Source organism: Marinovum sp., assembly GCF_048263515.1.
Classification (GTDB): domain Bacteria; phylum Pseudomonadota; class Alphaproteobacteria; order Rhodobacterales; family Rhodobacteraceae; genus Marinovum.
Genome location: NZ_JBLXEC010000009.1, coordinates 140,734 through 153,326, shown reverse-complemented (window position 1 = coordinate 153,326; position 12,593 = coordinate 140,734). Strand labels below are relative to the sequence as shown.

10 protein-coding genes and 1 tRNA gene are annotated in these 12,593 nt (G+C 64.7%); 5 read left to right on the top strand and 6 right to left on the bottom strand.

Annotated features, from left to right (window positions below; translation table 11 throughout):
• From ACN0SE_RS10950 to ACN0SE_RS10930, 5 genes are all read right to left on the bottom strand, one after another.
• The coding region (locus tag ACN0SE_RS10950) for a DUF4962 domain-containing protein (protein WP_417524552.1) at positions 1 to 1,999 on the bottom strand (1,999 nt) is incomplete at its 3' end.
• Positions 2,000 to 2,088: 89 nt separating this feature from the next.
• The gene (locus tag ACN0SE_RS10945; protein WP_417524551.1) at positions 2,089 to 3,654 is read right to left on the bottom strand and encodes a sugar ABC transporter permease; all 1,566 of its coding nucleotides are present in this window, start codon (positions 3,652 to 3,654) and stop codon (positions 2,089 to 2,091) included.
• Positions 3,655 to 3,752: 98 nt separating this feature from the next.
• Positions 3,753 to 4,634 (bottom strand): carbohydrate ABC transporter permease, encoded by an 882-nt coding sequence (locus tag ACN0SE_RS10940; RefSeq protein ID WP_417524550.1) that lies wholly within the window; start codon positions 4,632 to 4,634, stop codon positions 3,753 to 3,755.
• A gap of 12 nt (positions 4,635 to 4,646) precedes the next feature.
• Positions 4,647 to 5,651, bottom strand: a complete 1,005-nt coding sequence (locus ACN0SE_RS10935) for an ABC transporter permease (protein ID WP_417524549.1) — start codon at positions 5,649 to 5,651, stop codon at positions 4,647 to 4,649.
• A complete protein-coding gene (locus tag ACN0SE_RS10930; protein WP_417524548.1) occupies positions 5,648 to 6,751 on the bottom strand; it encodes an ABC transporter ATP-binding protein in 1,104 nt (367 codons plus the stop codon). The genes ACN0SE_RS10935 and ACN0SE_RS10930 overlap by 4 nt, the downstream gene beginning before the upstream one ends.
• A 249-nt stretch (positions 6,752 to 7,000) precedes the next feature.
• Here ACN0SE_RS10930 and ACN0SE_RS10925 point away from each other — a divergent pair, with 249 nt between their 5' ends.
• Both ACN0SE_RS10925 and ACN0SE_RS10920 read left to right on the top strand, forming a co-directional pair.
• On the top strand, positions 7,001 to 7,687 hold the full coding sequence (locus ACN0SE_RS10925) for a GntR family transcriptional regulator (RefSeq protein WP_417524547.1): 687 nt from the start codon (positions 7,001 to 7,003) through the stop codon (positions 7,685 to 7,687).
• Positions 7,688 to 7,802: 115 nt separating this feature from the next.
• The gene (locus ACN0SE_RS10920; RefSeq protein WP_417524546.1) at positions 7,803 to 9,167 is read left to right on the top strand and encodes an MATE family efflux transporter; all 1,365 of its coding nucleotides are present in this window, start codon (positions 7,803 to 7,805) and stop codon (positions 9,165 to 9,167) included.
• Positions 9,168 to 9,282: 115 nt separating this feature from the next.
• Here the strand turns inward: ACN0SE_RS10920 and ACN0SE_RS10915 are convergent.
• Positions 9,283 to 9,369: transfer RNA gene (locus ACN0SE_RS10915), tRNA-Leu, on the bottom strand.
• A gap of 221 nt (positions 9,370 to 9,590) precedes the next feature.
• Here ACN0SE_RS10915 and lipB point away from each other — a divergent pair.
• The 3 genes from lipB (at position 9,591) to ctaD (ending at position 12,543) form a co-directional block, all read left to right on the top strand.
• Entirely contained in the window at positions 9,591 to 10,247 is a 657-nt protein-coding gene (gene lipB, locus ACN0SE_RS10910) for a lipoyl(octanoyl) transferase LipB (protein ID WP_417524559.1), read from the top strand.
• 298 nt (positions 10,248 to 10,545) lie between these two features.
• The gene (locus tag ACN0SE_RS10905) at positions 10,546 to 10,713 is read left to right on the top strand and encodes a hypothetical protein (protein ID WP_417524545.1); all 168 of its coding nucleotides are present in this window, start codon (positions 10,546 to 10,548) and stop codon (positions 10,711 to 10,713) included.
• A gap of 159 nt (positions 10,714 to 10,872) precedes the next feature.
• Entirely contained in the window at positions 10,873 to 12,543 is a 1,671-nt protein-coding gene (gene ctaD / locus ACN0SE_RS10900; protein WP_417524544.1) for a cytochrome c oxidase subunit I, read from the top strand.
• The last annotated feature ends 50 nt before the right edge of the window (positions 12,544 to 12,593 follow it).

Below are 12,593 nucleotides of genomic sequence, written 5' to 3'. Positions count from 1 at the left end.
AGGTCTTGCCCAGATCGTAGGGCTGGTTGGCATGCAGCAGCCAGTCGATGGTGACCGGTTCGTCGGCGTCCACGGTGTCGACGATCACGAAGTAGCTGCCGCGCACGAAGTAGACCTCGCGCTCGGCCCGCGTGACCTCGGGCGAGAGCGAGCGGTAGGCCGCGGTGGCATCGCCGTGGATATACATGTGATCCTCGCGCTCCTCGGCGGCGAGGATCTTGCCGGTGGCGGCCATGGCGCGGGCCTTGTCCTTGTCGGCGTATTGGCCCTTGCCATTGATCAGGATGGCGTTTTTTGAGACGGTCTGGCGCCGCCAGAGCCGGTGCATGGTCGAGTTGAAGGCGACGTAATAGCCCGACTGGATCGCCAGGTCCTCGCCATAGGCCGCCATGCAGAAGGCGTTCTGGTCGCCGTGGCTGTGGCTGATCGAGCCGAAGCGCGAGGATTTGAACACGAACTGGATGTGCTCGTCGGGATTGGCCATCTCGTGCTGGATGCCGACCCAGCCGATGCCGCGGAAGTGGCGCAGGCCCGAGGGCGGATCGGAGGCCTCGACCTGCGGGAAGTCGGTCAGATAGGTCAGCTCGTCGAAGTGCGTGTCCCACCAGCCCCAGTTGTAGAAGGCGCCCTCGGTGCCGGGGTTCAGGCGCATGAGCTCCTCGTGGTACCATTGGTAGGCGCCATTGCCGGTGACACCGGCGTATTGCCGCAGGTTGATGCCGGTCTTGATGCAGGGCAGATCGCCCTGGGTGCTGTCGTCGCCGAATGTGGCGCGGCGGGTGTTGGGCGCCTTGCAATAGAGCGGGAAGTCACCGGTGTTGCGGAAGAACGGCCGCTTGTAGAGGTCGATGCCGGCAAAGCTTTTCAGCCGGTTGGCCGCCTCGATCAGATAGGCCATGCCCATCATCCAGTAGTTGGTGCCCTCGGCCCAGCCGCCATCGGCATCGCCCCAGGGCGAATAGACCGTGGCGAGGAACTCGATGCAGTAGTTCAGCCAGTCGCGGGCCTCGCCGGTGCCGTCCTCGTCCTCGCCCAAGAGCGCGATGCAGGCCGGGATCAGGGTCAGCGAGACCGAGCGCACGGCGTGGCTGTCATAGGGAAAGAGGTGGATCTTGGCGTTGAGGATCGCATGTTCTGCAATGTCGCGGGTGCGTGCGTGCAGCGCGTCGCGGACCAGCTTGCGCTCGTCGTCCGAGAGCTCGTTGTAGAGCCAGTCGTAGCCCCAGGCCAGCGCGTTGGTGACGCGGTAGGCCCATTCGTCGGTATAGGCGCGGCTGGTCACGCCCATCGGGTCCCAGCTGGCCGCCTCCAGCAGCCAGGCCCTGGCGCGGTCAAGCATCGCCTGGTCTCGGGTCACCTGGCCGCCGATGGCGAGGTGACGGATGGCATACATCACCTCCTGCAGCTCGATGTAGGTCTTGCGCCAGACCGGCGCGGTGCGGGTGTGGTTCTCGTAGCCGGCGGGCTCGGTGGTGATCTCGCGCTCCATCCAGGGCAGGACGGATTTGGCGTAGAAGGTGCCCCAGGTGCAATGGTCGGGATCGGCCTTGACCGCTTCGCGGAAGTCCTCGAGCCGGTCGGCATCGAGCCAGAGCCGCGGGTGGCTGGTGGGCGCGCCGTCAAAGCGGGTCTCGCGCGACGGCAGCGGGGTTTCCGGCAGGTCCTCGGCCAGGGTGAAGCTGCGGGTCGAGCTCCAGGCGGTGGCGGGTTTGCCGGCGGCATCGGCCACGGCATAGGACCAGTGCCAGGTGCCGGGCTCGAGCACCGCGTCGGGGGTGAAGAAGTTCAGCGGCACCGGGCCGTGAACCCGGGTGTCCTTGGGCGCAAAGCCCGGATCGCGCGACAGCCGCAGCAGGTAGCTGGCCTCGTCCTCGATCACCGGCAGCCAGGTAAAGCGCGGCGGGTTCTCGGTGACCGGCGTGTCGGCATCTGGCGCATACTGGATCGTCAGGCGGCCGGTTCTGGGTTCGTCGAGCGTGGGAGCGGTGGCGCCGGGCATCGGGGGGTATCCTGTCGCTTTCGGGGTGTCTTTTCAGGGGGGGGCCTGCGGCCGGGAGGCGGCCGCAGGCGGGGTCGGTCAGGCTCGGATCAGCCGCCGTACTGGCGCTTGTAGGCCGAGTTCATGACCTCGAGCACGTCGTCGTAGCCCATCTTGTCGAGGGCGGACATGTAGTCGTCCCAGTCTTCCTTGACGTCGCCGGTGCCGAGGATCCAGGCCTGCTGGCGTTCCAGCATGTAGGTCTGGAGCGAGGGGTAGTACTTGTCGTAGACCGCCTGCTCTTCCTTGGTGAAGGAGACGCCCAGGAACTGCTCGACCAGCAGGTCCTCGGAGTCGTAGAGCTCGATGCCTTCGCGGGCGCTGTCGCGGGTCCACTGCCACTCATAGCGGTAGTCCTGCGGGTAGCCGCGATAGACCTGCGCGCCTTCGAGATACATCTGGCTGTTCACCGGCTGACCGGAGTCGAGCACCTCGGGCTTGTAGATCGGCTCGCCGTCGACCATGTCCCAGGTCTTGCCTTCGACACCGAAGTTGGCCAGCAGCGCGCCCTCTTCCGAGAACCAGTAGTCGAAGTACTTGATGGTCTCGACCGGATGCTCGTTGGAGAAGCTGATCGCCCAGCCATCGGGCTTCATCGGGATGCGGCGGTTTTCCTCGATCCGCTTGCCGGACACCGATTTCGGCGGCAGGAAGGGGATGAAGTTGAAGCCCTCGACCTTGTCGGCCAGCGCCACGTTGTAACCGCTGGTGGAGGCAAACCAGTCGTGGGTCATGCCGCCCAGGTTCTCGCCCAGCAGGTAGTCACGCGCAGACGAACCGCGGGTAAAGACCTCGGGGTCGATCAGGCCCTCTTCGTACCACTGCGCGATATTGGCGAGACCGTCACGATAGGCCTCCTGCGCGTAGGGGTGAACGATCTGGCCGTCCTTGATGTAGAACTGGTGATAGACATCCGCCCCGGTCGAGCGTGCATCCCAGAGCGTCAGCAGGCGCAGGACCTCTTCCCAGTCGCGCACGAAGAACGGGATCTCGTCCTTCTTGCCGTTGCCGTTGGGGTCCTGGTCGCGGAAGGCCACCAGCACGTCATAGAGCTCTTCGACATTGTCGGGCTGCTCGAGGCCCAGCGCGTCGAGCCAGTCCTGACGCACGAACCAGGCGCGGGCATATTTGCCGTCGGGCAGATAGGGAATGTAATAGACATTGCCGTCATAGGCCGAGATCGCGTCCCAGATGTCGGGATGCTCGTCGAACCAGGCCTTGATGTTCGGGGCATGTTCCTCGACCAGCTCGTTGAGGGCCACGAAGGCGCCCTGGGGGCCGTATTCGTTGACCGGCTGGCGGATGTTGGCGCCGCCGACGATGTCGGGCAGGTCACCGGTCGCCAGAAGCAGGTTCATCGCTTCCGAGTTGTCGGTGGAGTTGCGGCCCGAGGTCTTGTCGACCAGGTGGATGTTGGTCTTCTCGCGGGCCACTTCCTCGACCGGATAGATCTTGGAGGTGTCGCCGCCGGGGCCATAGCCCTGGGCGCGGGCCCAGTGCATGTGGATCGTCAGCTCGAGCGGCTTCTCGACGATCGGCAGATGGCTTTCGGCAAAGGCCGGGGCCGTGATGGCGGTTGTCGCCAGCATGGTCAGTGACAGTGACAGGTTTCGCATGGTGTCCTCCCTTTATGCGAATGTGACTGGTTTGGTCGGGGTCCCGGGGGCATGGTCCCCGGGTCCTGGCGCCCGGCCCGAAGGCCGGGGGCAATGGCTCACTCCTTGACGCCTCCCAGCAGGATGCCCTTGGAGAAGTACTTCTGCAGGAACGGGTAGATGCAGAGGATCGGGATGATCGAGCAGACGATGATCGCGGCGGTGACGGTCTCGACCGAATAGGCCGCGGTCAGCAGCGAGGTGGCAAATTCCTCGTCATCCGAGAGCTCGGAGATCACCTTGCGCAGGTAGACCTGCAGCGGGATCTTCTCTTCGTCCTGCAACAGCACCATCGCCCAGAAGAAGCCGTTCCAGCGCGAGACGATGCAGAACAGCGCCACCGTGGCAATCGCCGGCTTCGACAGCGGCATGTAGACCTTCCACAGCACCTGGAACTCGTTGGCGCCGTCCATCCGGGCGGCCTCTTCGAAGGACTGCGGAATGCCCTCGAAGAAGTTCCTGAGCAGGATGATGTTGAAGCCGTTGACCGCAAAGCCGATGATGATGCCGAAGTAGCTGTCGAGCAGGCCCAGATCGCGCATGTTCAGGAAGAACGGGATCAGACCGGCGTTGAACCACATGGTGAACGCCACCACCAGGTTCCAGAACCGCCGGCCGTAAAGCTGCGGCTTGGACAGCGCATAGGCGCCGGGGATGATGAACAGCAGGCTCATGATCGTGCCGCCGATCGTGTAGATGAACGTGTTCATGTAGGACGTCCAGAACAGCGGCTCGGAGAGCACCTGCTTGTAGGCCTCCAGCGTGAAGCCCACCGGCGTCAGGATGACGTTGCCGGCGCGGGCCTCGAAGCCGGTGCTCATCGACAGCGAGGCGATGTAGATGAACGGATAGAGCGTCGAGAGGGTGAAGAGCCCGATCAGCACCATGTTCAGGATGACGAACATCTTGTCGCCACGTGAATAGAGATTCATGTTGGTCATGGTCTTCCCCCCTTACCAGAGCGACGTGCGCGAGAAGCGCTTGGAGATCGCGTTCGCCGTCATCACCAGGACAAAGGCCACCACCGCGTTGAACAGGCCCGCAGCTGCGGCAAGGTCGTACTGGCCGCCCTGGATACCCTGGCGATAGATGTAGGTGTTGACGACATCGGCGGTCTGATAGGTCGCCGGCTGGTAGAGCAGGATGATCATCTCGAAGCTCACCTCCAGCATGTTGCCGATGCGGATGATCAGCATGATGATGATCGTCGGCAGGATCGACGGCAGGGTGATCTTCCACATCATCTGCCAGCGGCTGGCACCGTCCACCACCGCGCTTTCGTAAAGCGTCGGAGAGACCCCGGCGATGGCCGCCAGATAGACGATCGACTGGAAGCCCGCCTCCTGCCAGATGCCGGTGCCGACAAAGATCGGTCGGAACCATTCCGGCTTGGTCAGGAAGTAGATCGGTTCCACCCCGAACCAGCCGAGGAAGGTGTTGACGATCCCCGCGGAGGGGCTGAAGGCCGTGATCACGATGCCCGCGATGATCACAGACGAGACGAAGTGCGGCAGGTAGACGATGGTCTGCGCGGTCTTCTTGAAGGTCTGCTTGAGGATCTCGTTGAACATCAGGGCCAGCAGGATCGGCATCGGAAAGCCGAAGATCAGCCCGTAGAAGGAGATGATGATGGTGTTCTTCAGCGCCCGCAGGAACTGGTCGTTGCCAAACAGCGTCTGGAAGTGCTCGAGCCCGATCCAGGGGCTGTTCGCCACGCCGCGGAAGATCGAGTAATCCTTGAAGGCGATCTGCAACCCGTACATCGGCTTGTAGAGGAAGATCGCCAGCCACAGGATGGTCGGGATCAGCATGACGTAAAGCTGCCATTCGCGGCGAAGGTGGTCGCCCACCCGGACGATGCGGCTGGGCCGGCGGCGGCGCTGCGCCTCGCTGGCGTCGAACACCAGCTCCTCGGTCGCGGGGCCGGCGGCGGTGGTGAAGTTGGGATCGTTGCTCATTGCTCCAGCACCTGCCCGGGCAGCGCCTGGCCGGTCTCGGCGTCGAACACCTTGATCAGCTTGGGATCGATGGTGAAGCCCGAGATGCCGTCGAGAATGTGCATCTGCCCCACGGTGTCGGTGCGGATCACGAAGGCCTCGCCCTGCAGGCTGGCATGGATCAGCGCCTCGGAGCCCAGGGTCTCGACCAGGTCGACATCGAGCGTCACCTTGTTCGGATCATCCTGGTCGGCGACCGAGACGAACTCGGGCCGGATGCCCAGGATCACCTCGCGGCCGACGGCGTTCTGCAGGGACGGGATCGCCTGCAGCTGGATGCGCTGGCCGTCGAACTCGGCCATCGGGCCGCGGTCGCCCGCCACCAGCCGCGCCTTGACCATGTTCATCGGCGGCGAGCCCAGAAAGCCCGCGACGAAGGTGTTGGCCGGGTTGAGGAAGAGCTCCATCGGGCTGCCGATCTGCTCGATCCGGCCGTCATGCATCACGACGATGCGGTCGGCCAGCGTCATCGCCTCGACCTGGTCGTGGGTCACGTAAATGCTTGTCGCACCAAGCCGCTTGTGCAGCCGCTTGATCTCGGCGCGCATCTGGGTGCGCAGCTTGGCATCGAGGTTCGAGAGCGGCTCGTCGAACAGGAAGACCTTGGGGCGGCGCACGATGGCCCGGCCCATGGCAACCCGCTGGCGCTGACCCCCCGAGAGGTCCGCCGGACGCCGCTCGAGATAGGGCGTGAGGCCCAGAATGGTGCCGACCTCGTCGACCGAGGCCGCGATATGTTCCTTGCTTTCCTTGCGGATGCGCAACCCGAAGGCGATGTTGTCGGCAACGTTCAGGTGCGGGTACAGCGCGTAGTTCTGGAACACCATCGCCACGTCGCGGTCTTTCGGGGCCACCCGGTTCACGTGCCGCCCGTCGATCGTCAGGTCACCGTCGGAGATCTCCTCGAGACCGGCAATCATCCGCAGCGTCGTCGACTTGCCGCAGCCCGAAGGGCCCACCAGCACGACAAATTCCTTCTCGGCGACCTCGAGGTCGATGCCATGCACCACCTGTACCGCGCCATAGGCCTTGACGATGCCCTCCAAACGAACTCCCGACATGACTTCTCCTCCGTTACCGTCCCAGGGGTCAGGCCGGCGCTCGGCCAGGCCATCCGCTCTCCGCCGCCCTATCGGTTGCAAGTCATCGCGATTCGGGGCTAACTTGGTACTGGTATACTAGTAACAAATCTGGAATACTAGTATCTAGTTCAGCCGCCGCGCAGACCGCCCCGCCCCGGGGCCGCCGCGGCGCCCCCCGCCAGCCGGGACACCAGGCCGGCCCAGACCGGTGATGAGAGGAGACCCGGGATGCCACACAGCCTGCCCAGCGAAAGGCGCACCGCCGTCGACGAGATCTTCGACCACCTGCGTGACGAGATCAACGCCCTGCGCCTGCGCCCCGGCGACCGCATCTCCGAGGCCGAGATCGCCGCCCGCTTCGGCGTCTCGCGCCAGCCGGTGCGCGATGCCTTCACGAGGCTCGCCAATCTCGACCTGCTGCTCATCCGGCCGCAACGCGCCACCGAGGTGCGCCGCTTCTCGGCCCGCGAGATCGAGAAGTCGCGCTTCGTGCGCGCCTCGGTCGAGGCCGAGGTGCTGCGCCGCGCCGCCCTCAGCCCCGCCCCCGCCAAGCCCCGCCTGCTCGCCCGCGAGCTCGACCGCCAGCGCGCGGCGCTGGCGCGCGGCGACGCCACCGCCTTCTCCTCGCTCGACTACGCCTTCCACCAGACCCTCTGCGAAATCGCCGGCGTCGATTTTGCCTTCGAGGTGATCGCCGGCGAAAAGGCCAAGGTCGACCGCCTCTGCCTGCTCGGCCTCGCCAAGGAAGACCGCATGCCGCAACTCCTCGCCGACCACGAAGCCATCGCCGACGCCATCCTGAACGCCGACCCCGACACCGCCGTCGAACGCGGCATGCAACACCTCTCCCGCCTCGACACAACACTCGAACAGATCACACGCGACAACGCCGGGTATTTCGAGACCCCGGACTGACATGACAGCGGACGGTGCCGCCGCCCCTGCCCCTTGCCTTTGCGCCGCCCACCGCGTCAAAGGCTTCCTGTCCGACGACCCGTCCGGGCCGCCGCAATCCACGGACCCTGTAACCATGACGTCTTTCCCCCTCACGAGGGATGTTCCCTCGACGCGCGCGGTGTTCAACCTCGCCTGGCCGCTGACCTTCAAGGCCCTCATGCTGCACGGCATTGTCGTGATCGACGCCTGGCTGGTCTCGTCGCTCGGTGAATCGGCAGTGGCGGTGCTCGGCCTCTCGGCCTCGATCGCCGGCCTGCTGCTCGGGCTGATCGTGGCCTTTTCCAATGCCACGCAGATCCGCATTGCCCAGGCCTTTGGCTCCGGCGACAAGGTCTTTCTGAAATCGGCGCTGCTTGCCGGGCTCACCATCAACGTGGCGGTGATCCTCGTGGGCCTCGCCGTCCTCGCCTTCGCCGCCGGCCCGGCGATCGACGCCCTGGCGCATGACGCCTGGATCGCCGAGCAGGCGCGCGGCTACCTCTCGGTCTTTGCCATCGTGATCCTGGCCGAGGCGGTGGGCCAATGCCTGACCGGCTTCTTCAACGGCTGCGGTGACACCCGCCTGCCGGCGCTGAGCTATGTCATCGCCGTGCCGATCAACATCACCACCAGCGTCATCCTGATCCACGGGCATTTCGGCCTGCCGGCCTTCGGCGTGCAAGGCGCCGCGATGGGCAGCGCCCTCGCCTCGCTGGTGCAGGTGGGCTTCCTGGCGCTGGTGCTGCTCAGGACCCGCCGCGACCTGCTGCAGACGCCGGGCTGGCGCAACGGCACCTTTGCCGCCTCGCTGAAGCGGCACCTGGTCTTCGCCCTGCCGATTGCCGCCACCTTTGCCAGCGCCACCGTGGCGATGAACGTCTGCGGGCTGATCTATGCCACCCTGCCGGTGACGCAATTCGCCGCGATGACGATCATCATGCCCTGGGTGCAGGTGGCGGGCACCGTCGGCATGTGCTGGGCGCAGGCCACCGGCATCATGGTGGGCCAGATGCTGGGCAAGCGCGTGGACCCCGAGGATCTCGAGACCTTCCTCGCCGATGCCTGGCGCGTGGCGCTGCTGGCGGCGGCGCTGGTGGCCTGTTTCTATGCCGCGGTCTGCCTCGCCAGCCCCTGGATCTACGCCGACCTGGCGCCGGCAACCCAGGCGACGCTGCTCAGCTTCCTGCCGATCCTGCTGGTCCTGCCCTTCCCCAAGGGGTCGAACGCGATCTGCGGCAATACCCTGCGGGCGGGCGGCGACACGGTCTATGTCATGCATGTCTTCGTCTGGTCGCAATGGCTCTTCCGGGTGCCGGCGACGGCAATCATGGTGCTCTGGCTCGACCTGCCGGTGATCTGGGTGTTCTCGCTGTTGCTGCTGGAGGAACTGGTGAAATTCCCGCCCTTCCACCTGCGGGTGGCCAAAGGCACCTGGAAGACCGGCGCGCCGGACGACTGAAGCACCGGGCCTTCGGGCCCGGCCAACCCTTTGGGACAAACACCCCTGAAAACGCCCAAAGCCCCTGACAAGCAGGGGCTTTTTCGGTTCACCTGTCTTCCCCCGAAGGGAAAATTGGTGCGGTCGAGAAGACTCGAACTTCCACGGGAGTTACCCCACAGCGACCTCAACGCTGCGCGTCTACCAATTCCGCCACGACCGCACTTTGAACTGGTGGGCGGGGTTTAGCCAATAGCCCCGACATTGCCAAGAGCGAAAACCATCCCGCCAGCAACTTTTTTCCCACCCCCGTCACAGCCTCCCACCCTGCAACTTCCTCTTGCCGAAAATACCCTCGGGGGAGTCGCCCATGGCGACGGGGGCAGCGCCCCCAAACGGCGCTTTGCTCTTTTCCCCCGCGCGCCGCCGGTGTACCTCACCGGCATGGTGGAATGGATCATCTCAGACGGCCTGACCGATTACGACGAGGCCGTGCGTTTCATGGAGACGCGCGCCGCGGCGATTGCCGAGGGCCGCGCCGAGGAAGCCGTCTGGCTGGTCGAACATCCGCCGCTCTACACCGCCGGCACCTCGGCCCGGATCGAGGATCTGACCGATCCCGACCGTTTCCCGGTCTACGCCAGCAAGCGCGGCGGCCAGTACACCTATCACGGTCCGGGCCAGCGGGTGGCCTATGTGATGCTCGACGTCGGCCGCCGCGGCCGCGACGTGCGCCGCTTCGTGCATCAGCTCGAGACCTGGGTCATTGCCACGCTCGACGCCTTCAACGTCAAGGGCGAGATCCGCGACGGCCGGGTCGGCGTCTGGGTGACCCGTGGCGACAAGCCGCTGAGCGCGACGGGCCAACCGCAGGAAGACAAGATCGCCGCCATCGGCATCCGCCTGCGCAAATGGGTGAGCTTCCACGGCGTCTCGATCAACGTCGAGCCGGACCTCAGCCATTTCAGCGGCATCGTGCCCTGCGGCATCACCGAACACGGGGTCACCAGCCTCGTCGATCTCGGGCTGCCGGTGACCATGGACGACCTCGACGTCGCCCTGCGCGCGCAGTTCGACGTGACCTTCGGCGAGTTCGACTGAGCCTCGGCGACCGCCTCCAATCTTCCCCGCAAAGACACTCTCTTGCGCGTCGCCGCAAATTTGCCAAAGTCGCGCGGCACCTTGCCGGCACAGCAACCCCCGAGCCCCCCCCACAGACCGCCCCAATTCCGACCGGACCGCCAGCCCGTCACACCATTTCAGTACAAACCGTGACCTGTCTCACAATTCAGTCCGGTTCCATCTTTCCGGCTCCCGTGAAGTCCCTGACCCTCGCACCGGCCCCTTCCACCCAGACCTTTCTCCATTCCACCCAACCGCATTTCCCGAGGTATCCCCCTTGACCCGCCGCTTCTTTCGCTGCCCCAGCTGTGGCCACCGCCTGCGTTTCGGCGCATCGGTCTGCGGCAACTGCTACCTGCCGACGCCGCTCTACAACCGCAGGCTGGCCTTCTGGCTGGCGGCGCTGCTGATTCCCATTGTCGGCCTCGTGGTCGCGGTGAACTGACACCGCGCGGCAGAACTCCCGCCCCCGCGACACTTTTTCTTGATCTAGGTCAATCTGACCCGTTGCCGATCTCGGGCGTGCATTCTAGAACCGGACGGAGATTCCGGGCGCCGGCTATGGTGCATGCGCCCATGTTTTGTCTAGCAGGAGGCACGAGACATGGCTGACGCCGCCATTCACGGCCACGAGCATGAGGATCAGCGTGGTTTCTTTACCCGCTGGTTCATGTCCACCAATCACAAAGATATCGGGATCCTGTATCTCATCGTCTCTGCGTTTGCTGGCTTCATCTCGGTGGCTTTCACCGTTTACATGCGTCTGGAGCTCATGGAGCCCGGCGTGCAGTTCATGTGCATGGAAGGCGCCCGCCTGATTGCCTCGGATGCGGTCTGTACCCCGAACGGCCACCTCTGGAACGTGCTGATCACCGGTCACGGCATCCTGATGATGTTCTTCGTGGTCATTCCCGCGCTCTTCGGCGGCTTCGGCAACTACTTCATGCCACTGCAGATCGGCGCGCCGGACATGGCCTTCCCGCGGATGAACAACCTGTCGTTCTGGCTCTATGTGGCCGGTACCACCCTCGCCGTCTGCTCGGTCCTGTCGCCCGGCGGCAACGACCAGCTCGGTTCGGGCGTGGGCTGGGTGCTCTATCCGCCGCTCTCGACCAACGAAGGCGGCCTGTCGATGGACCTGGCGATCTTTGCGGTGCACGTCTCGGGCGCCTCGTCGATCCTCGGTGCGATCAACATGATCACCACCTTCCTGAACATGCGCGCGCCCGGCATGACGCTGTTCAAGGTGCCGCTGTTCTCCTGGGCGATCTTCGTCACGGCGTGGCTGATCCTTCTGTCGCTGCCGGTTCTGGCTGGCGCCATCACCATGCTGCTGACCGACCGCAACTTCGGGACGACCTTCTTCGACCCGTCGGGCGGCGGTGACCCGATCCTCTACCAGCACATCCTGTGGTTCTTCGGCCACCCGGAAGTCTACATCGTGATCCTGCCGGGCTTCGGCATCGTCAGCCACGTGATCGCCACCTTCTCGCGCAAGCCCGTCTTCGGTTACCTGCCGATGGTCTGGGCGATCATCGCGATCGGCGCGCTGGGCTTTGTCGTCTGGGCGCACCACATGTACACCGTCGGCATGTCGCTGACCCAGCAGTCCTACTTCATGCTGGCCACCATGGTGATCGCCGTGCCGACAGGCGTGAAGATCTTCTCGTGGATCGCAACGATGTGGGGCGGCTCGATCGAGTTCAAGGCGCCGATGCTCTTCGCCATGGGCTTCCTCTTCCTCTTCACCGTTGGCGGCGTGACCGGCATCGTGCTGTCGCAGGCAGCCGTGGACCGGGCCTATCACGACACCTATTACGTCGTGGCGCACTTCCACTACGTGATGAGCCTCGGCGCGGTGTTCTGCATCTTTGCCGGCATGTACTTCTGGTTCGCCAAGATGACCGGCCGCCAGTACAACGAGAAGCTGGCCCAGGTGCACTTCTGGATGTTCTTCATCGGTGCCAACCTGACCTTCTTCCCGCAGCACTTCCTTGGCCGCCAGGGCATGCCGCGCCGCTACATCGACTATCCGGAGGCATTCGCCACCTGGAACTTCTGGTCGTCGATCGGTGCGTTCATCTCCTTCGCCTCGTTCCTGCTGTTCTTCTACATCGTGGGCCAGGCGCTGCTGCGCGGCGCACGCGAGAACCGCAACAACTACTGGAACGAATATGCGGATACGCTGGAATGGACCCTGCCGACCCCGCCGCCGGAGCACACCTTCGAAATCCTGCCCAAGCAGGAAGACTGGGACAAGCACCCGGCGCATTGATCGCCAGACTAGACAGACCGAAAGGCCCGCGCATTGCGCGGGCCTTTTGC